This is a genomic window from Silvibacterium bohemicum, from assembly GCF_001006305.1.
Lineage (GTDB): Bacteria > Acidobacteriota > Terriglobia > Terriglobales > Acidobacteriaceae > Silvibacterium > Silvibacterium bohemicum.
Window position 1 is genome coordinate 319,613 of record NZ_LBHJ01000004.1, and the last position, 22,173, is coordinate 341,785.

Consider the following 22,173-nt stretch of genomic DNA (forward strand, 5'->3'; position numbering starts at 1 on the left):
AGCTCTTAAGTTTTGCTTGACAGCGATTAATTTTTCACTAATCTTGCTGAATATATGTAAGGTTCCTGCGCTTCGCAACCCTGCATATTTCCACCGCTTTCGTCGCTCACCAGATTCGCAGGCATTGCCAGGTCCTCATCCTCCTCAACCGAGGTGCAGAGAATGCTGTCTCCCGCAGGTCGTTGTCGATCAAGCTATTTTTCCGCCCTCGCCTTCACGTTTCTTGCCCTGGCACTGCTTTGCTTCCCTTCTCGATCAGTAGCTCAGTCAACCAGCGGACGCTTGTTAGGGCGCGTGCTCGATCCCAGCGGCGCGGTGATTCCCGGCGCCAGCCTTACGCTCACCAATGCTGACTCGGGCGTGACGCAAACGGTGGAATCCACCAAGGGCGGCGAGTACAGCTTCATCTCTGTGCCGGTGGGGCGCTACCGGTTGACGGCGAAGAGCGCAGGCTTCGAGGAATTCATCGCGAACGGCATCGTAGTGCAGTTGAATGCAACTGTGTCCTACGATGTGCAGCTGACCGTAGGATCGAATACACAATCGGTGGAGGTAACTGCGGCGCCTCCTCTGGTGGACACGACGAGCACGCAGCTGGGTGCGGTGGTGAACACGCGAGCAGTCGAGAACCTGCCGCTGAATGAGCGCAACACGTATCAGCTGCTGCAGCTGCAGCCGGGCGTCACCGGGGTGAGCGGGTCGGATCTGTTCTACGGCAGCGACCAGGCGGGCGCGGTTTCGGTGAATGGCGGACGCGGACGCTCGAACAACTTCAGCGTGAACGGAGGCGATGGCAACGACCTCTTCGTGAACTCGCCGGGAATCGAGCCTTCTCCTGACGCCATCGATGAATTTCGCGTCATCACCAATACCTTCGATGCCGAGTACGGACGCAACTCCGGCGCGGTCATCAATGTCGTCACCAAGTCGGGCACAAACGATCTGCATGGCAGCATTTACGATTACGTACGCAGCCAGGCAATGGATTCGAAGGGCTACTTCGACCTCTCGACGCCGGAAGACAACCAGCAGCAGTTCGGCGCGACCATCGGTGGTCCGATCAAGAAGGACACGACATTTTTCTTTCTCTCCTATGAAGGCCGGCAGCTGCGCAAAGGCATCAGCTCGGATCGTGTGCGCGTCCCGACCGCAGACGAGCGCTCCGGCGCATTCGGAGGCGATCCTTTTTCCGGCTCCCTGACCGATGCGACTGCAGCTTCAGTCATCGCCAATCGGGCGGGATGCTCGGCCGCGATTTCGGCCGAAGGCGGAACACCTCCCGATCCCGTCGCCGTGGCGCAGGGCAATGCCGTACCGTGGGCCTCGGTGTTTCCGGGAAATGTAATTCCGCAATCCTGCTTCGACCCGGTCGCATCGAACATTCTGCAGAATTACGTACCGCTTCCAGATACGGCCGGCGATCAATATCAATCTGCGCCATTGCAGCATGCGCGTGAGAGCCAGGGGACGGTCCGCTTCGATCATAAATTCAGCGACAGCAACTCTTTCACCGGATACTACTACGCGGATGACAGCTTTGAAGCGAATCCCTTCACCCGCTTTCAGGCCGAAATACCGAACCTGCTCCCCGGCTTCGGAAGTGACAACGCATCGCGCAACCAGCAGTTCAACTTCTCCGACACCTGGACGCTCAACGCCGCAACGCAGAACGAAGTGCGCGTCACTTATTACCGTGAAGGACAGCAGACATTTCTTCATCCACAGCGGACGAATCTGGTAACGGCTTCCTGCACCGGCGGCGCAGCAGCCTACTGCTTTACCGGCAACACCGATACTCCGCTCATCTCCTATGCCAGCGATGGCACAGCCACGCCGATTGCGAACAATCCCCGGTTGGGCATTACGCCGGGGTTAACCGCGGCGCACGAGGGAGTGCCATATATCAGCGTCAGCGGCGGCTTCACCATCGGCAACGACAGCGAGGGCGAACTGCCGCAAACCGGCAATACGTATTCTCTGTCCGATAATTTTTCGAAGACGATTGGGAAGCACAGCATGAAGTTCGGAGTCGACGCCCGCAACCAGCGCTTCGACCAGACGCTTTACTACAACCTCAATGGCTTTTTCAGCTATAGCGGGGGCAGCGAGAATGACCTGGGCGCCGAGAACCTCTTCGGCAACTACCTGTTGGGATTTCCCGACAGCTATGCGCAAGGCTCGCCACAGACGGAGAACATCCGTGCCTATGCGGTGTATCTCTTCGCACAAGACAGCTACAAGGTGCGGCCGAACCTGACGGTGAACTACGGATTGCGCTGGGAATTAAATCAGCCGCTGGCCGACGTATCGCATCGCGTGCAGACCTTTCGTCCGGGACAAGCGGATACGCAATTCCCTTGTCAGCTCTCGCCAACCAGCCAGGCAGCACTCGGAGCGACGGACACGGATTGCGGACCGGGCAGCGACAACGAATCGGTATTTCCTCTCGGACTGGTTGTTCCCGGCGACAAGGGCGTGCCTGCTGGACTAACGGCCACCTACTACAAGGCCTTCGCGCCGCGTGTTGGAGTGGCCTGGACTCCGGACAGTTTCCATGGCAAGCTGGTCGTCCGTTCCGGCTTCGGCATCTTCTACAACCCCATAGAACAGCTGGTGCTGGAGCAGTTCCAAGGCGAGCCGCCCTTCGGCGGAAGCAACAGCATATCGGCTCCGCTGTTCCAGACCCCATTTGTAACTCAATCAGGCACAGTTAGCCCGAACGCATTCAATGGATTTCTCGAGCCCAAGCGGGGAAATCCCGTGGATTGGTCGGCATTCCGCCCCATCATCATGTTCGGCGAGTTGCAGCCCAACCTGAGAACCCAATATACCGAGCAGTACAATCTGCAGATTCAGCAGCAAATTGCACCCGACCTGGTAATGACGCTCGGCTATGTGGGCTCACAGGGACATCGGCTGCTCGCGACATACGATCTGAACCACGGCAATCCACAAACCTGCCTGGATCTCGCTGCAACCGCGGCCTACAACGGCGACAGCAGCTATAACTGCGGCCCCTTTGGCGAAGACAGCTCCTACTACATCCCGGGAGGCGAGACCATCGCGCCGCAGGGATTGCACCTGCCTTACGGTTCCACGACGTTTCTGCAAGGGGGCACGCCGGTGCCGGCCGGGGGCGTCACGCTGGTCGGGCTGCGCAAGTATTCGTCACCTTACTGCGATCCGCTGTCGGGCTCGGGCTGCCCGGCAGATGGCGTGCCGGTCTTCTCCAGCATCTTCGCGCAGGATGTCGTAGCCAACTCCAACTACAACTCGCTGCAAGCATCGCTCGAGAAGCGCTTCTCGCACGGACTGCAATTCCTGGGTGCGTACACTTTCGCGAAATCGATCGACAATGCGTCGAGCTTCGAGCAGAGTCTCGACCCCACCGATCCTCGCCGCGACCGCGCGGAGTCGCTTTACGATGCACGCCATCGCTTCGTCTTCAGCGGCGTATGGGATCTGCCAGTGCGTAAGTTTGGCGGACCCAAAGGCGTTTTTGCCGATGGATGGGAGCTGTCAGGCATTCTCACCCTGCAGAGCGGCTTTCCCATTCGTCTCGACTCGAATTTGGACCAGGAGCTCCAGGGCAGCGGCGACTTCGAGAACCCCGGACGTCCGGATATTGTGAAGCAATTCACCCACCGCAATCCGCGCACGCCACTGAATGGAGTGACAGGCTACTACTTCGATCCCTCTACCTTTGCGGTGCCGGCGTTGGGATCGCCGGGCAATGCGCCGCGCAGCATTTGTTGCGGACCGGGCATCGATGGCACGGATATGGCGGTCCAGAAACTAACCCCAGTCGGAGACAAAGGAACGCTGCAGTTGGTCTTCCAGGTCTTCAATGTCTTCAACCATACGCAGTTTCTCAATCCAGATGGACAACTGGGCGACGCGCAGTATGACGGCAACGGCAATCCCATAGCCGGGGGCCTGTTCGGCGAAGTCACGCGGGTGCGCGACCCACGCCAGATCCAGCTGGCGATTCGCTTCCGGAGATAGGCCGTTTTGAATGCTGGGGTTCACCCCTCAGCCAAAAGAATTCTCACAAGACGTTGCAGAATTACGATCAGGTGATCTGCGCGCGCAAAGCCTTCCCTGTGAGGTAGTCTGGACTTCGAGCCTCGCGATCCCACTTGACCGATTCCGCACAGACCGCCCTCGAACGCAAGATCGGATTGGGCAGCGCCATTTCGCTCAACATGATGAACATGATCGGCGTGGGGCCGTTCATCACCCTGCCCCTCGTGGTCGTTGCCATGGGTGGATCGCAGGCCATCCTCGGCTGGCTGCTCGGGGCGCTCATCGCCATCTGCGATGGCCTGGTATGGGCCGAACTGGGCGCGGCCATGCCCGAAGCTGGCGGCTCGTATGCTTTCCTGCGTGAGATCTATAACCGCGACGGCGCCGGCCGCATGATTTCGTTCCTCTACATCTGGCAGCTCGGCTTCAGCGCTCCTCTTTCCATCGCTTCGGGATGCATCGGCCTCGCGCAGTACGCCGCTTATCTCTGGCCTGCACTCAATGCATCCGTGCTCGGCAGTCCCATCCATGCCAGCAGCCTGCTCGCCGCCTCCACCTGCGTGCTCGCCGTCACCATGCTTTATCGCAACGTCAGCGCCATTACGCGCATCGCGTGGGTGCTCACAGGCGGAGTGCTTCTTACCATCGGCGCGGTCATCCTTGCCGGTGCGACCCACTTTCATCCCGCGCTGCTTGCGCCGTCGCCGGGAGCGTTCACTCTGAATATCGGTTTCTTTGAAGGGCTCGGTGCAGCAACGTTGCTCGCCACCTACGACTATTGGGGCTACTACTCGGTCTGCTTTCTCGGCGGTGAGGTGCGCGACCCGAGCCGCACCATTCCGCGCGCGATTCTGTGGTCTATCGTCATCGTGGCGGCGCTGTATCTGATGATGAACGTCAGCGTGCTCGGCGTAATCCCGCTCTCCGACCTAACCCATGTAGGAGCGGCCAAGTTCGCCGTCGTCGCCGTCCTCATGGAGCGGACCTTCGGGGCGACCGCCGCACGCGTGCTGGCCTTGCTCGTCATGTGGACCGCCTTTGCTTCGGTCTTCTCACTCCTGCTCGCCTACTCTCGCGCGCCTTATGCAGCGGCGCTCGATGGCAACTACTTTCGCATCTTCGCCCGCCTGCATCCGCGCCACAAATTCCCATCCGCGTCGCTCCTGGCACTAGGAGCAGTCGCTACCATCTTCTGCTTCTTCAGCCTGGCGCAGGTCATCGCGGCGCTCGTAGCGATTCGCATCCTTCTGCAATACGTGCTGCAGCAGATTGGGGTCATCGTGCTGCGCCGGCGCCGCCCGCAGATGCCGCGGCCCTTTCGCATCTGGCTTTATCCCTTGCCGCCGCTCCTCGCTCTCGCCGGATTTCTGTTCATCGTCTTCTCGCGCCATGAAGCCTCGCGTGAATTGCTGGACGCTCTCGTTGTGGCCGCGACCGGATCGGCGCTCTATTTCATTCGAGCGAAGAAGCGCAGCGAATGGCCTTTCGCTGAGGCATCCTATCTGCCGGAAGGCAAGTGATCGAGATACCCGCTCCGGCGAGACGCTAACTCACCGCGACCTTGCCGACCTTCAATTCCGTCACAGCGCGATAGGCCTGATCGATCGCGCAATCGGTATATGCATAGGCGTCGGCATCCGCGTTGGCAATCGCAACGCGGCCGTAGGACTGACGCGCAATGACACACGGAGCTTCGGTTCCCGCCAGCCAGAACGGGTCCCATAGCGAGTTGTACTGGTAAGCATATCCGTGCGGCCAGCGATTCACCGTGATCGCGGCAATGTCTTTCGCCGAATCGAAACCTCCCGCGCCCACGCTGCGCGTGAGTTGCTCGCGGATATTTCTTTCGAAGGTTTCGAACGAAGTGGCATAAAGATCCGCCCGTCCCGCGCGATGCTGCTCGCGTCCGGAAAGACCTGGCTGGCAGGGATAGCGATGCATGGTGAGCACAATGGGTTCATCCGGCTTGGTTGTGCATTCGTACTTGCCGATGCTCACGCGATGATCGAGGCTGGCCTCGGAGAAGTAGCAGCCGGGCGAGTAAATGCTTGCAGCCTGAAGCTTGGCGAAGCTCGTCCAATTCTGGATCGCGACATTTGTATACACAATCGGCACTTTCTCCGCGAGCCGCAAAGCGTCTCTTTGGTGCGCGGATATCTCGTTCGTCAAATATGGAATCACCGGATGCCAGCAGGCCAGCACGCAGTGCGCGGCCTTGACCGTGTAAAGCTTGCCTTGCTGCACATAAGAAATCTCGACCTCTTGCGCAGTCTCCACCTCGCCGAGGTGCTTCACCCGCACCACCGTGCTGTTCAGGCGAATTCTCGTAGGGTTTGCGGGTTGATCTAGCTGGTCGTAACGCACCTGTTGCGAGACGATATCTTCTGCGGTGCTTCCGCCAATGGCATTCGGGACCAGCCCGCGCACCAGCATCCTCGCGATCGAGGCATTGCCGTCTGGGAAGTGGAAGAAGTATGCCTCGGCCTCATCATTGTGCCTGGCGTCCCGGCCCATGCCAGGACCATACTCGGGCGTTAGTTTCAGCCCGTTGAATCCCGGCAGCCCCAGTCCCCAGGCATCCTGCGCCGAGACCGCATCGATACCCAACCCATACAACGGTTGCGGATGCGCATTCAGCAGCGCCACGACCTGCGGATCGACCTTCACCACATAATTGAGATAGCTTGCATAGCTCATCCGCGCGAGCTTCGCCTTCTTCACCTCTGACGATAAGCTCGGATAGGGATCGCTATCCAGTTCATACAGCCGCTTCAGATCCGCCTTGGCCTGATCCGTCATCGGAGACTGCGCGGCGAACTCCTGCCAACGTCGTGCCGCATCGCCAGGCAGCGCGCCGCCCCACCGGCTATAAGGACTGATCGCGAGCCGGTCCGCGCCGAACGTTTCCTTATCGAAGAAGATCTTTTGCTTCAACCCGAGCTGGCCATAGAGCTGATCGTTGGCGTGCTTCGAGTACGACGGGACATCAATTCCGAGCTCCCCGATGACGCGCTTAGCAACGGCACTATAGGGCGCAGGGCTCTCGATTGCGTAGGTTCCACCGTAGCCCAACATAAATTTGCCATTCACTTCGAACTCGTTGCGCTTGGCGTGTCCGCCGAAGTCGTCATGGTTTTCGAGGATGAGGACGCGCGCATTCTTGCCCGCCGCCTCGCGAAAAAATCGCGCGGAAGAAAGCCCGCTGATACCGCCGCCTACCACTATCAAATCGTAGCTTTCGCCGGTCTCCATTGGCGCACCGGCGCTGTGCCAGAAGCTTCCGTCACGCAGGCTATGCGCGACTTGATAGGAGCCCTCATGGCTTCCCCGCATTCCATGCAATGCGGGAGGATCGTAGCCCGCTCCGTTCTGCGCCTCGCCCGCTGCTCCTGTCTGCGCCAAAAGAGATTTGTGCGACGCGGCGGCTGCACCGATCGTCATAGCCGCACCCTGCATAAAATCGCGGCGGGTAATCTTGCGGTCCATCCCCAGTTCTTTGTCCGTAAAACCCATCAGTCTCCTCAAAACATCACTAGAAGTTTTAGTCGAAGTTTTTGAAATGAAAATTAAGCGCGATTCCCGGTTACAAATGGCATCAATGCAGCAGATGGCCTGCCGCGGATTCTCCGGTGCTCACCGCGCCCTCCATGAAACCCTGCCAATCGCCGATATGTTCGCCAGCAAACAACACTTTGCCGTGCGGCTCTTCGAGCAGCGGGCGAATGCGGAACCACTGTCCTGGACGATAGATGGCATACGCGCCGTGGACCCAGGGGTCGCTCTGCCACGGCTGGTCGAAGCTGTCGATCAATGCTGCAGCGGCATCGGGAGAGACTGCTGCGAGATCGCGCATTAGCTGCGCCTGCCGATCAGCCTTCGACTGCGCGGCCAGCACATCGGCCTTATCACCGCACGCATACGAGCACAGGATGCCATGCGGCCCTGCCTGCCCCAGCGTCGAGTGGTAATACTGATGCGAGGTCTCATCGCTCATCAACGAGAAGTCTTCCGCCGGCCAAAAGCGTTTGTCGAAGAGCATTTGTGACTTGATGATTCGCCCATACTCGAGCTCATCGGCGGCAAGAGCTTTGAATGGTGAAAGCGCGGGCTCAAACTGGATGGAATTGAGCACCGATGCGGGAGCCGCGAAGATGCAGGCATCGGCGGTAAAGGATTCCGTGGCGGTTGCAGCGGTGACTTTGCCGGGCTTTTGCGTGATCGACGTCACCGCCGAATTCAAATGCACAGAACCCGCAGGCAGCCGCGCCACGAGCGCATTGACCAGTTCGCTGTTGCCGCCGCGTACGTGGTAGTCCATCTCATCCGTGTTGTTGGGATTGATGTAGTCGGTGTCCACATACTCATCGGCGGCCACGAAGGCTGACACCTCGCGGATCGACTCGCCATAGTCGGTTGAGTCCATGATCTCGCGGATGCGGCGGTCCTCCTCCGTCATGCCGATCTTGCCCAGCCATGTCCACCAATCGTAGTCGTCGAGCCTGCGTTTCTCATGTTCGTCATATTTCTTATATTGCTCCATGAACTTTTTCCACGCGGCCTGCGACTTCTCCGAGAAACCCCAGCTTCCCGGCGCACGAAGTTGATCCTGCTGCAGCAGCCATACTCGATAAGTATGTGGTTCGAGGGCAACATTCAGTTCGCGCGCCAAAGCCAGAATCTGCTTGTGATCCTTGCCGATCCACTCGCCGCCCATCTCGCAGGTGAGCTCCGGAGCCTGCGCAAAGCGATACGTCCACGCCCTGCCTCCCGCGCGATTGCGCGCTTCGAGTACGGTTACCTTCCATCCCGCCGCGGAGAGCCGGTAGGCAGCGGTAAGCCCGGCCAGCCCGGCGCCGACAATCACGCACGAATGCTGTGGCCGCGCAGTGCGCACCCGTTGCGCCTCAAGCGATAGTCCGCATGCGGCCATAGCGGAGCTGACCAAAAAAGATCTGCGGCTGACCGCGGAAGACTTCATCCATGAGGTTCTGTGAATCATCACTCAGCCGCTCCTGTCACCAACGCCTCCGATAGCGCCGCAGTTTGTTCACCGCCCTGGCCGCGACCGATCAGGCGCTGTGAAACAAAAATCATCGCCACTGAAAAAAGAAAGATCAAGGTGGAGATCGCGTTCATCTCCGGCGTGGCGCCGCGACGGAGCCGCGACCAGATCTCCAGCGGCAAAGTATTTTCGCGACCGATCAAGAAAAACGTCACGGCGATTTCATCCATCGAGAGCGTAAAGACCAGCAGCGCCGTTCCTATCAACGAGGTCCGCAGCAAAGGCAGTGTGATTCGCCACAGCGTCTGCCACGCGTTCGCCCCGAGATCTGCGGAAGCTTCTTCGAGCGATCGATCAAGCTTTGAAAATCCCGCGAAGATCTCCGTCGTCGCTACTGCGGTCAACGCGGTGGCATGACCGAGAATTACCGTCAACAGGCTAAGCCGCAGGCCGGAGCCCACCGCGAGCAACAGCAGAGAAATGCCGGTAATGACGCCGGGCACGATCAGCGGCAGCAAAATCAATCGCTGGAATGCGGCCTTGCCGGGAAAGTCGTAACGATCGAGCGTATACGCTGCGGGGAAACCGATCAGCATGGATAACGCGACCGCGGCAATCGCAACGATGGCGCTGTTTCCCACCGCATTCCACATCGCGAAGTCGGAAAAAAGCATCGCGTACCAATCGAGAGTCAGATGCCGGGGAGGAAAACCTCCGACGCCGTCGCGATTCAATGAATAGAGAATCAGCACAGCGATGGGCAGATAGAGAAACGCATAGGCGCACGCAGCAAAGCTGCTGAGGGCCACGGGGCGGCGATGCGCAGTCACGCTGTCCTCCATCGCCGCTCGAGTCTTTGTGTCACCGACAGGATCGCCACCACGATCAGCAGGATGACAACCGCCACGGCCGCACCGAGGGGCCAGTTGTAGTCTGCGCCAAACAGATTCGCGACAACATTCGCGATCATCACGCTGCTCGGTCCGCCGAGGAGAAGTGGTGCGAGAAAATCTCCGAAGCTCAACAAGAAGGCGAATGTCGCTCCGGAGATTACTCCGGGCAACGAGAGAGGCAGCACTACGCGTAGAAATGTTTGCCACGGCCGCGCGCCCAGATCACTTGAGGACTCCAACAATTCGCGCGGAATTTTCTCTAGCGACGCTACGACAGGTAGCACGACGAATGGCACGTAGATATGCGTGAGCGTTACGATCACCGCAAACGGGCTGTACAGAAGAAAGCCTAAAGGATGTTGCGTGGCATGTAGCCACAGCAGCAGCGTGTTCAGCACGCCTTCGTTGCCGAAGATCACCTTCCACGCGTACGCGCGCACCAGATAACTGACCCACAGAGGAACGATCACTGCCTGATAAAGCAGGTGGCGGTGGCGCCCTGCATGAAAAGCCAGAAAGTAGGCGAGTGGATATCCAAGGAGCAGCGAAAGCACGACGACCGAAAACGCAATGCGCAGCGACCGCAGAATGACGGTGAGATAAAGCGGCGTCGTCAGAAGATGAAGATAATTGGCGAGCGTGATGTGACGCTGGATTATCTGGAACTCATTCACGCTCCAGAAGCTGTAGCAGAAGAGCAGGCAGTAAGGGGCGAAGAGAAAAAGGGCAATCCACAGGAACGGCGGAGCAACCGGCAGCATGGTCATCAGCCGAGCTCTGAATGTGCTCGCCCGCATCTTATGGCCGCTCCGTTCGTTGTGGACGAGGTTCATCCTGCTCCAGCAGCACGCAATCGGCGATGCGGAATGCAAACGTTCGCACACGTTCGCGCGGAGCTTCGCCATCTACTCGCGCCATCAGTTCGCAATCAGGAGAACAGCGCAACCTGAGCAGCGATGCGGCTCCGTGAAACTGTTCATCGACAACCTCTGCCTCGAAACGCACAACACCGGGCTCAGAAGGGATCACTCCCGACATCATTACCTCGGGACGCAGCGAAAGCGCAATGGGACCATCTTCGACCGGTAGAGGAAAAGAGAAGATGCTGCAGTTCGCGACGCCGTCGGTGACGAATCCCCGAATCAGATTGCTCTTACCCAGGAAGTTTGCGGCGTACACCGTGCGCGGGCGCGCATAGATTTCGCGCGGTGCTCCGCTCTGCTCGATCCTTCCGCGGTGAAGCAGAACGATGCGGTCGGAGATCGCCAGTGCTTCGCTCTGGTCATGGGTGACAAAGATAAACGCGATGCCCAGCTCGCGCTGGAGCTGTTTCAGCTCATGCTGCATCTCGACACGCAGATTGGCGTCCAGCGCGGAGAGCGGCTCGTCCAGTAAAAGCACCTTGGGGCTGTTCACCAGAGCTCTTGCCAGTGCGACGCGCTGCTTCTGTCCTCCACTGATCTCCCGCGGATACCTGCTCGCGAATGTCTCCATGCGAACCTTCCCCAGCGCCATCTCGACCTTTGTTTTGATTTCGTCTCGCCCATGGCCGCGCACGCTCAGCCCGTAGGCTGCGTTGTCGAAGACGCTCATGTGCGGAAATAACGCATAGCTCTGAAACACGGTGTGCACCGGACGCCGATATGCAGGCTGGTTGTCGATGCGTTCCCCCTCAAGCAGGATGCGACCCTCCGTCGCCTCTTCAAAGCCAGCGATGAGGCGCAGCAACGTCGTCTTTCCCGATCCGCTCTCTCCGAGCAGCGTGAGAAATTCACCGCGTTCGATGTCCAGCGAGATGGACTCAAGAACCTTATTTGCTCCGAAGCTCTTGCTGACATTTTCGATCCGCAGTAATGCCGGTCCGGTATTGCCCGAGTCCGCACCGGGAGCGACCGCGGCAGGCTGAGTACTCAAACAGCACTCCTTTTGCGAGCATCGTTCATCGAAACTGCCGTTCCCGCGCTCATTGCGCCGCCTTTACTTCATTCCATATCTCGGTGTACTTCGCTCGGCGCGGCACATCCTGCCAAAAGACGATCTGCTTCTGATACGCGTCGATGTCATCGAGATGCAGCCCATGCCGCTGCTCTGCGGTCATCAACGCCGCAGCCTGCGGATTCGCCGGATCGTACCCGGTCACATCGCTCAGCATCTTCTGCGTCTGCGCCGAGATCATATAGTTCAGCAACGCGTAGGCAAGTTCCTTGTTCTCGCTCGCTGACGTGATCATCAGATGGTCGATCCAGCCTGTTGTTCCTTCGGCGGGAATCTCTTCCACGATCGGCAGGCCGGCTTTGTGCAGCTGGTTCGTGACCAGCGGCCAGCCCATGGCTGCGATCACTTCATGGTTCTGGAAGAGATTGGTGAGTTCGCCGCCCGTGGTCCACAACTTGCGGACATTTGGCTTGAGAGCAAGAAGCTTTGCTTTAACCTGCTCCAGCTGCGCATCGCTCAGGTTGTAGATCGCCGCCGGATCTTCCTTGCCGAAGCCGAGCACCTGCGCGGCCATGTACACGGTCGAGAGATCGTCCCACAGCGAGAGCTTGTCCTTGTATTTCGGATCCCATAGCGAGGCCCATGTTGCGGGCGCCTGTGGGAAAGCCGTTTTGTCGTACAGGAGAGGATTCGGTCCCCAGGTAAGTGGCACTCCGTAGACCTGGCCGGCATTCTTCACCAGCGGCATACCGGTCAGCGTAGGCGAAAGCTGCGAGTAGTTGGAAATCTTACTCAGGTCCAACGCCGCCACGAGCCCGGAGCGCGTCAGCATCGTCGCAACATCGCTCGACGGCGAGATCACATCGTAGTTGGAAGCCGCGCCGCCCCGCAGCTTGGCCACCAGTTCGTCACTCGAGCCCATGTAGGCAGCCGTCAACTTGCATCGGCAAGTGGCCTCGAAGCCTTGAATGAAAGAGGGATCAGCGTAGCCCTCCCACACCAGCAGGCTTAGCGTGGGCGTGGGCTTCTTGCAGCTGGCGAGGAAAGCGAGCAGCACAAAACTGCAGCATAGGAGGAGACGCTGTGCCTTCCCTCGCAAGATTGACAAATGCTGCTCCTCAAATCGCAGAGCGCTCGACGTGAGTTACCGAAGGCGGCCCATAAGGATGATTGACGGAAGACAGATGCGCTGCGTTAAGCATTGTGCGGCAAGAGTGAGCCTAAAGCCAGCCGCGGCGAAGGACGATCACGTTTTACTTGACACGCAATGCGAAATTTACTAATTTTTGCAAAATTACTACAAGCTTTTCCGCGTGGCAACGTCTTTCCTGAGACACTAGGAAAAGGGTTGTGTTCTGCGGGCTTCCGGGCCGGCCTCATCCGCCCGAATTAACAAGAATAGCCAGAAGAAGTAAGCAAAGGACCTCACCGCAGTGGCATTCTCTCCTCAATGCGATGGTTGTCGCCGCTCCGGTATCAATCGTTCGGGAGTCATTCCCGTTCGAGCGGGAGAGCCTGCCTTCCGTCGCCTTCCCGGCTTCCTTCGCATCGGCAAGGCGATCTTTCCGCAGATCATCGCCCGCCACTTCCGCATCGCCGGAACCTACTGCCGTCAGCGCTGGTTCGTCCGGTACGCCCGCAGCGAGTCTCTCCTGTGCGCTTCTCGCGCCTGATTCGCAGCCGACAAGTACTTCAAGATTCGCATTCGCGCTGCCTGGTTAACCCTAACGCCCTTCCGGGCAAAGGATGATCCCCATGCACCAGCTTCTCGAGAAAGAACTCGCTTCGTTTGAATCGCGCACACCCGCATCGCGCGCCGCGCTAAAGAAAGCGGAGCCGCGCCTGCCCCTCGGCGTCGCCAGCAACTTCCGCAGCTATGAGCCCTGGCCGCTCTTCGTAAAAGATGCGAAAGGCTCGCATATCCACGACCTCGATGGCAACGAGTACATCGACTTCAACCTCTGCTTCGGCGCGCTCATGGCCGGGCACTGCCATCCCGCCGTGGTCGCCGCGGTGCAGGAACGCCTTGAAGTGGGAACGATGTACGGCATGCCCCACACTCTCGAATACGAACTCGCCGAAGAGATCTGCACCCGCTTTCCTCTGGAACAGGCGCGCTTTGGCAGCAGCGGGACCGAGGTCACGATGCATGCCATTCGCCTGGCTCGCGGCTTCACCGGCCGCGACAAGATCATCAAGATGGAGGGCGGCTACCACGGCGTGCACGACTCGGTGATGGTCAGCATGAAGCCCAGCGCCGAGCACTATGGCGATCCTGATCGCCCCACCCAGGTGCCGGCCGGTGCAGGAGTTCCGCATGACACGGTCAAGAACACGCTGGTCGCGCAGTTCAACGATCTCGACGCCATCAAGCGCCTCTTCGCGGAGAATCCGGGCCAGATCGCCTGCATCATCCTTGAGCCCATCATGATGAACATCGGCATCTGCATACCGGTTGCAGGATATCTAGAAGGGCTGCGCGAGATCTGCACCAAAGAAGGCGCGCTGCTGATCTTCGACGAGGTGAAGACGGGGGCCAAGCTCGGCCGCGGTGGCGCCTGCGAGTACTTCAACATCAAAGCCGACATCGTCACGCTGGCAAAATCCATCGGCGGAGGCTTTCCGCTGGCCGCCTTCGCAGCGAAAAAAGAAGTGATGAACATGATCGCGCAGCACAAGGTCTTCCACGCCGGAACCTACGCGACGAATCCGCTGGTGATGGCCGCAGGACTCGCGACGTTCCATCATGTGCTGACGCCCGAAGGCTACGCACATATCGCGAAGGTGGGCGAAGCACTGGTCGAAGGCTACAAGCAGATCGTGAAGAAAAATAGCATCGAGGGCTACATCGAGAGCGCCGGAGCCAATGGCGCGCTGCTCTTCTACAACAAGAAGATTCGCAACTACCGCGAATGGCTTACCGTAGATACCGATCTCTGGCGCCTCTACTGGTTTGGCATGGTCAATCGCGGTGTGATGCCGCAGCCTTACTGGTGGGACGAGCAGTGGACGCTATCCGTCGCGCACTCCCTGGCCGATATCGATCGCCATCTCTCGGCCTTCGAAGAGCTGGCACCAGCGATTGCGCAGGCGCAGCAGGAGAGTGCAGTGCACGCGGCGGTATAAGAACGAATAGCGGGCCAGGATGGCTTCATCTTGGCTCGCCGAACTCCAGGAGGCAACGATTGGGAAAGATCGTGCCGGGCAGCAACCACACACCGGGTCTCAAGCGCGTCCTCGGGCGCGGAGACCTCATCCTGCTGTTCATCGTTGCGGTCGCCAACCTCAACATGGTGCCGCCCATCTCCGCTTCTGGCCCGATTACTCTTTGGCTGTGGATCGCGGCCATGCTCTTCTTCTTCTGGCCGCAGGGCGCAGCCGTTACCGAGCTTTCGCAGAAGTGGCCGGGCGAAGGCGGCATCTATCTGTGGGCTAAACGCAGCTTCGGCGAAGAGCATGGCTTCTTCGCTGGATGGTGCTACTGGCTATCGAATGTTTTCTATCTGCCTACAGTCGTTCTCTCTTGTGTCGGGGTCGGCGTTTATGTCTTCGGCCCGCGCATTCAAAAGCTCGCTGACAGCCCCGCGTTCACGGCAAGCATGGCTATCGGCCTGCTGCTGTTTCTGCTGATCCTCAATGTCCGCGGTCTCGAACTCGGCAAGTGGATCAATAACCTCGGCGGGGTCGGCACCATCGGCGGAGCCGCTGTCGTCGTCCTGCTCGCCGCGCTCACGCTGCATCATCATGACAGCGCCTTTCATCGCGCGGACCTGCGTCCGCAGTTCCATGACTGGCGTCTGCTGGCAGCCTTCGGGACGATCTGCTACAGCCTCGTGGGCCTCGACCTCGCGTCGATCATGGGAGACGAGATTCGCGAGCCCAAGCGCAATCTCCCTGTTGCTATCTTCTGGGGAGGGCTCGCCGCGGCTGCCATCTATCTCGGCACCACCATGGCCATGCTCATCGCGCTGCCTCACGAACAAATCGGCATCCTCTCCGGCATACTGCAGGCCATCAATGTCATGTCCTTGCGCAATGGCCTGCTGTTCATCGTGGCTCCCCTGGCCTTCCTGGAGTGCCTTGCGATCCTGGGCACTGCATCCGCATGGTTCAGTGGCGCGGGACGTCTGCCCTTCGTTGCCGGCATCGACCGCTATCTGCCCGCCATCGTTGGCCGCGTGCATCCGCGCTACGGCACGCCTTATATCAGCCTCATTGTCTATGCGGCTCTCTCCGCTCTACTTACGTTGATGAGCTTCCTCGGTGTCTCCGTTGGCGAGGCATATCTCACGTTGCTTGATCTCGCAGTCATCCTGCAGCTCTTGCCCTCCTGCTATCTGTTCGCCGCGCTCCTCAAACACACCTTCGATGAGCGCGTGCCGCTGAATGCGTCCAAGCCCTATTTACTGGCCAATGGATTCGCCGGCATGCTGGCCACGCTCGTCGGACTCTGCGTGGCCTTCGTGCCCTCGCGGCAGGTCAACTCCATCTGGCTTTACGAAACCAAATTGATCGCCGGATGCACGCTGGTCTTCGGCTCCGCTTATCTCTTCTATCGCCACGCGCGCAACACCGCGCCGGCATCGGAACCCATCGCCGCTGTCACCCCTGCATTCTCCGGCTCTGGCAAAGGAACTCTCTAAGGACTGACCTATGGCAGTTACACAAAGCACTCCCGAAGCAATGTTTATAGATGGCAAGTGGATCGAAAGCTCATCGGCCAAACGCATTCCGGTTTATGATCCTTCGACCGAAGAGATTCTCGCCGAGATTCCAGACGCCACCAACTCCGAGATGGACACGGCCATTGCCGCAGCGCGGCGAGCCTTCGATCTCGATGGATGGCCGCAGACCACCGCTCAGGAGCGCGGACGCATTCTCTTCCGCATCGCCGAGAAGCTGCGCGCCGAGGCGCCGCAGCTTGCCGAGCTCGAATGCCGCAACACCGGCAAGCCCATCGTCGAAGCCGAATACGATATCGCCGACGCGGCGACGTGCTTCGAGTATTACGGCGGCCTGGCGACCAAGGTCTCGGGAACTGTGAATCCCGTGCCCGACAACGCGCTTAGCCTGTCGCTCAAAGAGCCGGTCGGCGTTGCCGGCCAGATCATCCCATGGAATTATCCGCTGCTGATGGCCGCGTGGAAGCTGGCGCCCGCGCTGGCCGCAGGCTGCACCTGCGTGCTCAAGCCGGCGGAGCAGACCCCTCTTACCGCTCTCAAGCTCGCCGGATGGCTACCCGAGCTGGGAGTGCCGCCGGGAGTGGTCAACATCGTCACCGGATTCGGCGAGACTGCAGGCGCGCGCATCGTTGAAAGCCCCCGCGTCGACAAGATCGCCTTCACTGGCTCGGCGGCAGTCGGCAAGCTCATCATGAAGTCGGCTGCGGACACCCTCAAGCGCGTGACGCTCGAGCTCGGCGGCAAGTCGCCCAACATCTTCTTCGCCGATGCCGACTTCGAAGCCGCCATCGATGGCGCGCTCTTCGGCGTATTTATCAACCAAGGAGAAGTCTGCTCTGCGGGCAGCCGTGTGCTGGTGGAGCGGTCGATCTATTCGAAATTCGTCGAAGCCATGACCGAGAAGGCGCGCAACATCAAGCTCGGCGCACCGCTCGACCGCGAAACCAAGATGGGCCCGCTGGTCAGCCGCGAACAATATGAGCGCGTCTGCAAGTATCAACAGCTCGGCCGCTCGGAAGCCAAGGTCGCGATTGGAGGCGGCCAGCCCGCAGCGTTCAAACGCGGCTACTACGTAGAACCCACCATCTTCTATGACGTCGATAACTCCGCCCGCATCGCGCGCGAAGAGATTTTCGGCCCGGTGGCCACGGTCATTCCCTTCGAAGATGAGCAGGACGCGCTGAGGATTGCCAACGACACGCCCTTCGGATTAGCCGCTGCCGTCTGGTCCCGCGACATCTACAAGGCGCTGCGCATGGTCAAGGCTATTCGCGCCGGCATCGTCTGGGTCAACCACATGCAGCCCACATACGTTGAAGCGCCGTGGGGCGGCTACAAGCAATCCGGCTTTGGACGAGAGCTCGGCCTGCATGGCATCGACGAATACTTAGAGACAAAACAGGTTCACATCAACCTGAACGAGCAACCGATTGGCTGGTATTAGAAATATTTGCAACAGAGATGGTTCCAAATCATGTCCAACATCAAGCTCAAGACGGAAATTCCCGGACCCAAGTCCCGCGCTCTCACCAAACGGCGCAGTCAGGCTGTTCCGCGCGGCCTCTACGCCTCGACCCCGCTCTTCATCCGGCACGCCGAAGGCGCCATGCTCGAGGATGTCGATGGCAATCGGCTCATCGATTTAGGTGGCGGCATCGGCTGCACAAATGTCGGACATCGAAACCCGCGCGTCATCCAAGCGATCCGCGCGCAGCTCGACGCCTTCCTGCATCAATGCTTCACCGTGAGCGGTTATGAGAGCTATGTCGAACTGGCCGAGAAGCTGAACGCGCTCACCCCCGGCAACTTCGCGAAGAAGACCTTCCTCGCCAACAGCGGGGCCGAAGCGGTCGAAAACGCCATCAAGATCGCCCGCGCCCACACCGGACGCCACGCCGTGCTCTGCGTGGAAGATGCCTTCCACGGCCGCACCATGCTGGGCCTCGCACTCACCAGCAAGACGCATCCCTACAAGGATCACTTCGGACCCTTCATGTCCGATGTCTACCGCATCCCCTTCGGCATTCCTGCCGATCAGCGCCTCAGTCATCGCGGACCGGTCAAGCAGAAGGAGGTCGAGGCCATGCTTGACCACACCTTCCGCCGCCTAGTCGCTGCCGAAGATGTGGCCGCCGTGATCGTCGAGCCTGTCCTGGGCGAGGGCGGATTCGTCGTACCGCCCGACGGCTTTCTGAACGCGCTCGCCGATATTTGCCACCGTCACGGTATCGTATTCATCGCAGATGAAGTGCAGACCGGCTTCGGGCGCACCGGCGAGCTCTTCGCCTGCACCCACTTCGGCCTAGAACCCGATCTCATCCTCACCGCAAAATCCCTGGGCGGAGGTCTGCCCATCGCAGCCGTTACCGGCCGTGCGGAAATTATGGATGCGCCCGGCCCAGGCGGGCTCGGCGGGACGTTTGGAGGCAACCCTGCTTCCTGTGCGGCAGCGTTGGCCGTCATCGAAGAGTTCGCCGACGGCAAGCTGCTCGCTCAAGCTCGGCTGCTCGGAAAGACTTTTCAGCAGAAGGCGCGTGTGTGGCAACGCCAACATCCCTTCATCGCTGACGTGCGGGGAGTGGGCGCCATGCAGGCGCTGGAATTTGCGCATCCTGACGGATCGCCCAATGCCGCTGCCGCCAAAAAACTTGCGCAACACTGCCTGCAAAAGGGAGTTCTCATCCTCACCGCTGGAACGTATGACAACGTCGTTCGCCTGCTCATGCCTCTGACGATCTCGGAAGAGGATTTCGCCGAAGCGCTCACGGTCATCGAAGATAGCCTCAGCGCGATTGCTCCGGAGATCAACGAAGTAGCTGCTGCTACTCACTAAAGATGCCTTAACGGCGCACGGCCCAGGCCATGCCGTCCGGTCCATGGCCGGCATCGACATGCCCTACGACTGTAAACGTGCGCAGATCGATGACCGCGACATCGTTGTCGGGTGTGCAGGCCACATAGGCGCGTTTGCCGTCCGGCTGCATCACGATGCCCGCCGCTCCATGACCGACAGGCAGGCGCTTGATGACCTTGCGCGTAACCGCGTCGAGGATAGTGAGATCGCCTTGCTCTAGACTCGCAACCAGCACATGCTTCCCATCGGGCGTGAATTTGAGCCGATTCGCGCTGTGCACATTGGCATCGAGCGTATCGACCACCTTCTTCGCAGCAATATCGATCACTGAGACGGTCCCATCCTTGGCATTTGCAACCCAGATTTCCTTCTCGTCAGGCGAGACGTCGAAGCCCTCCGAGCCGTTGCCCACCTTAACGACAGTTTCATTCCAATCCATCGTCGGAGCGGGCTCGCCGGGCAGCGCCGCGGGCGGGCGCGGCAGCGGCGTGGGCTCGATGATGCTTACCGTGGCGGAGTTCACGTTGGTGGTTACGATGCGCTTGATATCCGGCGCAACATAGATCATGTGCGTGCGATTCTGGCCGGTGCCGAGGATCCAGTCAATCTTGTTTGTCGCCGGATCGTAGCGGCCGATGGCTTTCGCAAGTTCGGCGGTGAACCAGGTCTTGCCTCCGACAAAGGTAAGTCCATGTGGGCCGCGCAGCGCGCCAAGATCGATCGGGGGCAGCGGCTTCTGCGCTACAAGATCGACTACAGCGAGGGTATGAAAGGCGCCGAAGCCGTAGTTTGAAACGTAAGCAGTCTTGCCATCGGTCGAGGCGACTACTTCGTGCGGGTCCTCGCCTACCGGCACCTTGGCAACAACCTTCAGCGTGACAGGATCGACGATGGCCAGCGTGTGATCCTGCTTCGACAACGCGAGCAGTGCGGCCTTCGGCGTCGACTGCGCGGATATGAGTCCGGGAAAGCAAAGGATGGCGGCGAGAACGGCGGACGCAACTCTCATATTTCTAGGCTACTCTCAACTCTGCGGCTTCGGCGAACCGGCTACTCCGTCACGCCCGCCAATCGCAATCGGGGCAATTCCATTTACAGTTAAAAGATGGCGCAGTTTTCCAGGGTCGATGTAGTGGGCGTGGGGCTAAATGCAACCGATACGATGATCCACGTATCGACCTACCCCGAGCGGGGCGCGAAGGGCGAGTACCGCAACGCAGTTGTGCTGCCGGGAGGGCAGGTGGCTACTGCCATCATGGCCTGCGCGCAGTGGGGCCTGCGTACACGCTATGTGGGCAAGCTGGGCGAGGACGATGCGGCACTGCTGCATCACGAGGAATTTGCACGAGCCGAAGTGGAAGCGCGGATCGTCACCGTTCCTGGCGGATCGAGCGCGCAATCGCTGATTCTGGTCGACGCCACGGGCGAGCGCACCGTGCTCAACCGCCGCGATGAGCGGCTGGCACTACAACCTGCCGAGCTTGACCGCGAATGGATCGCAAATGCGCGGGTGCTGCATATCGATGGCTACGACACGGCCGCGGCCACGGTCGCGGCAGGCTGGGCCCGCGAGGACGGTATTCCGGTCGTCGCCGATTTGGACGAGATTTATCCCGGAGTCGAAGCGCTGTTAGAAAACATCGACTACCTCATTGTGAGCAGGGATTTTCCCGGCCGCCTTACCGGCGAACGCGATCTCGAGAAGGCGCTGCGACGGATGCACCAGCGCTACGGGAACCGCATCACTGCGGCCACCCTGGGTCCGCAGGGTGTGCTGGCCTGGGATGGTCGCGCATTTCATCACGTCCCGGCATACGATGTCCCGGTGGTGGATACGACCGGCGCAGGAGACATCTTCCATGCAGGATTTATCTATGGGCTGCTGCAGGGCTGGCCACTCGATCGGCAACTGGATTTCGCTTGTGCGGCAGCCGCTCTGAATTGCAGCGGCGAAGGCGCGCGCGGCGGCATTCAGACCGTAACAGCCATTGAAGAGCTGTTGGCTGTTGGCGTGCGCCACGACGCGGCGGAGTTTGCATCGAAAGCTGATAGGTTCTGACGGAACCAACGCTGTTGAGTGGTCTCTCCTTTCGCCCAAGATTGCGCGAAGGAGGGGCTCGCATCGGGACGGCCTCAGGCTCCGTAGCGGAATGTGGTCGGCCCAGGTCTCAGAAGCGAGACCTGGGGCACCCGGGAAACGCTCGTTAGCACACGGACAATCTCGATACAAGAAGAGTGCAGAACGCGTTTACTTCGACGCTGCTGGTGGGGGTGCGGGAACACGCGTGCTATGGATGAACATTATCCTCCACCGGCCCGCTATCTTTTCGAAAAACGCAGACTCCAGCCATTGTTGATTCATAGTGGTGGATGCGCTTGTGATCGTGCCTTTATTGACATAAGCGATCCAGGCGACGTTTCCGTTCATAATGTGAACGTCAGGTTCGGTCACGGACCACTCATAGTGCTTGCCCATGGCGTGCAGACCCTTGATCAGATTCATTATGGAGTCACCATTGAACCGAGCGCCGTTGTCGTAGATATAGAACCCCGGCGCGGTGACGGAGTGGAACTTCGTGAGGTCGTCATCATGAGCTGCAGCGAAGAACGTGTCCATGACGTCTACGACCTTTTGCTGCTCCGCAGAAGGCTGCTGAGCCATTGCTGAGTATCCTTTAGCAAGAACCACGATCAGGCAGACCGCAACCGCAAGGGTCCTGTTAATACGTCGGGTCAACACAAACTCCTTTAAATAACAAATACTCAATATTTACTATGCCT

Annotated in this window: 16 protein-coding genes; 8 read left to right on the top strand and 8 right to left on the bottom strand. The window is 59.5% G+C overall.

What is annotated here, in order from left to right:
* Nucleotides 1–294: 294 nt before the first annotated feature.
* Nucleotides 295–4,005, top strand: a complete 3,711-nt coding sequence (locus XX99_RS12010; protein ID WP_050059633.1) for an outer membrane beta-barrel protein — start codon at nucleotides 295–297, stop codon at nucleotides 4,003–4,005.
* A gap of 134 nt (nucleotides 4,006–4,139) precedes the next feature.
* Nucleotides 4,140–5,546, top strand: coding sequence for an APC family permease (locus XX99_RS12015; protein WP_050059634.1), 1,407 nt, complete (start codon nucleotides 4,140–4,142; stop codon nucleotides 5,544–5,546).
* Nucleotides 5,547–5,571: 25 nt separating this feature from the next.
* On the opposite strand, the gene XX99_RS12020 is transcribed toward XX99_RS12015, so the two are convergent.
* The 6 genes from XX99_RS12020 to XX99_RS12045 form a co-directional block, all read right to left on the bottom strand.
* Nucleotides 5,572–7,539 carry an NAD(P)/FAD-dependent oxidoreductase gene (locus XX99_RS12020; protein WP_050059635.1) on the bottom strand — a complete coding sequence of 656 codons (1,968 nt, stop codon included), beginning with the start codon at nucleotides 7,537–7,539 and terminating at the stop codon, nucleotides 5,572–5,574.
* 82 nt (nucleotides 7,540–7,621) lie between these two features.
* Nucleotides 7,622–9,025: a flavin monoamine oxidase family protein gene (locus XX99_RS12025; RefSeq protein WP_050059636.1), complete on the bottom strand. Its 1,404-nt coding sequence runs from the start codon at nucleotides 9,023–9,025 to the stop codon at nucleotides 7,622–7,624.
* Nucleotides 9,025–9,858: an ABC transporter permease gene (locus XX99_RS12030; RefSeq protein WP_231581302.1), complete on the bottom strand. Its 834-nt coding sequence runs from the start codon at nucleotides 9,856–9,858 to the stop codon at nucleotides 9,025–9,027. Before XX99_RS12030 ends, XX99_RS12025 begins: the two co-directional genes overlap by 1 nt.
* Nucleotides 9,855–10,754: an ABC transporter permease gene (locus tag XX99_RS12035; protein ID WP_082125512.1), complete on the bottom strand. Its 900-nt coding sequence runs from the start codon at nucleotides 10,752–10,754 to the stop codon at nucleotides 9,855–9,857. Before XX99_RS12035 ends, XX99_RS12030 begins: the two co-directional genes overlap by 4 nt.
* Nucleotides 10,720–11,835: an ABC transporter ATP-binding protein gene (locus tag XX99_RS12040; RefSeq protein ID WP_050059639.1), complete on the bottom strand. Its 1,116-nt coding sequence runs from the start codon at nucleotides 11,833–11,835 to the stop codon at nucleotides 10,720–10,722. Before XX99_RS12040 ends, XX99_RS12035 begins: the two co-directional genes overlap by 35 nt.
* Before the next feature lie 49 nt (nucleotides 11,836–11,884).
* The gene (locus XX99_RS12045) at nucleotides 11,885–12,964 is read right to left on the bottom strand and encodes an ABC transporter substrate-binding protein (RefSeq protein WP_156185952.1); all 1,080 of its coding nucleotides are present in this window, start codon (nucleotides 12,962–12,964) and stop codon (nucleotides 11,885–11,887) included.
* Between the two features lie 325 nt (nucleotides 12,965–13,289).
* Between XX99_RS12045 and XX99_RS12050 the strand changes: the two genes are divergently transcribed.
* The 5 genes from XX99_RS12050 (at nucleotide 13,290) to gabT (ending at nucleotide 19,371) form a co-directional block, all read left to right on the top strand.
* A complete protein-coding gene (locus XX99_RS12050; protein WP_050059641.1) occupies nucleotides 13,290–13,529 on the top strand; it encodes a hypothetical protein in 240 nt (79 codons plus the stop codon).
* Nucleotides 13,530–13,611: 82 nt separating this feature from the next.
* Nucleotides 13,612–14,982, top strand: a complete 1,371-nt coding sequence (locus tag XX99_RS12055; protein WP_184084887.1) for an aspartate aminotransferase family protein — start codon at nucleotides 13,612–13,614, stop codon at nucleotides 14,980–14,982.
* Between the two features lie 59 nt (nucleotides 14,983–15,041).
* Nucleotides 15,042–16,499, top strand: coding sequence for an APC family permease (locus XX99_RS12060; RefSeq protein WP_050059643.1), 1,458 nt, complete (start codon nucleotides 15,042–15,044; stop codon nucleotides 16,497–16,499).
* A gap of 10 nt (nucleotides 16,500–16,509) precedes the next feature.
* Nucleotides 16,510–17,982 carry an aldehyde dehydrogenase family protein gene (locus XX99_RS12065; RefSeq protein ID WP_197081880.1) on the top strand — a complete coding sequence of 491 codons (1,473 nt, stop codon included), beginning with the start codon at nucleotides 16,510–16,512 and terminating at the stop codon, nucleotides 17,980–17,982.
* A 30-nt stretch (nucleotides 17,983–18,012) separates the two neighbouring features.
* Nucleotides 18,013–19,371 carry a 4-aminobutyrate--2-oxoglutarate transaminase gene (gabT, locus tag XX99_RS12070; protein WP_050059645.1) on the top strand — a complete coding sequence of 453 codons (1,359 nt, stop codon included), beginning with the start codon at nucleotides 18,013–18,015 and terminating at the stop codon, nucleotides 19,369–19,371.
* A gap of 7 nt (nucleotides 19,372–19,378) precedes the next feature.
* Here gabT and XX99_RS12075 read toward each other — a convergent pair whose 3' ends face one another.
* Nucleotides 19,379–20,401: a YncE family protein gene (locus tag XX99_RS12075; protein ID WP_050059646.1), complete on the bottom strand. Its 1,023-nt coding sequence runs from the start codon at nucleotides 20,399–20,401 to the stop codon at nucleotides 19,379–19,381.
* Nucleotides 20,402–20,497: 96 nt separating this feature from the next.
* Here XX99_RS12075 and XX99_RS12080 point away from each other — a divergent pair, with 96 nt between their 5' ends.
* Nucleotides 20,498–21,451, top strand: a complete 954-nt coding sequence (locus tag XX99_RS12080; protein ID WP_050059647.1) for a carbohydrate kinase family protein — start codon at nucleotides 20,498–20,500, stop codon at nucleotides 21,449–21,451.
* A 189-nt stretch (nucleotides 21,452–21,640) separates the two neighbouring features.
* On the opposite strand, the gene XX99_RS12085 is transcribed toward XX99_RS12080, so the two are convergent.
* Nucleotides 21,641–22,054 (bottom strand): nuclear transport factor 2 family protein, encoded by a 414-nt coding sequence (locus tag XX99_RS12085; protein WP_050059648.1) that lies wholly within the window; start codon nucleotides 22,052–22,054, stop codon nucleotides 21,641–21,643.
* Nucleotides 22,055–22,173: the final 119 nt, after the last annotated feature.

Coding starts and splice junctions, on each gene's coding strand:
- XX99_RS12020 (WP_050059635.1), bottom strand. CDS start 7,539: ATGGGTTTTACGGACAAAGAACTGGGGATGGACCGCAAGATTACCCGC.
- XX99_RS12025 (WP_050059636.1), bottom strand. CDS start 9,025: ATGATTCACAGAACCTCATGGATGAAGTCTTCCGCGGTCAGCCGCAGA.
- XX99_RS12035 (WP_082125512.1), bottom strand. CDS start 10,754: ATGAACCTCGTCCACAACGAACGGAGCGGCCATAAGATGCGGGCGAGC.
- XX99_RS12055 (WP_184084887.1), top strand. CDS start 13,612: ATGCACCAGCTTCTCGAGAAAGAACTCGCTTCGTTTGAATCGCGCACA.
- XX99_RS12065 (WP_197081880.1), top strand. CDS start 16,510: ATGGCAGTTACACAAAGCACTCCCGAAGCAATGTTTATAGATGGCAAG.
- gabT (WP_050059645.1), top strand. CDS start 18,013: ATGTCCAACATCAAGCTCAAGACGGAAATTCCCGGACCCAAGTCCCGC.
- XX99_RS12075 (WP_050059646.1), bottom strand. CDS start 20,401: ATGAGAGTTGCGTCCGCCGTTCTCGCCGCCATCCTTTGCTTTCCCGGA.
- XX99_RS12080 (WP_050059647.1), top strand. CDS start 20,498: ATGGCGCAGTTTTCCAGGGTCGATGTAGTGGGCGTGGGGCTAAATGCA.
- XX99_RS12085 (WP_050059648.1), bottom strand. CDS start 22,054: ATGGCTCAGCAGCCTTCTGCGGAGCAGCAAAAGGTCGTAGACGTCATG.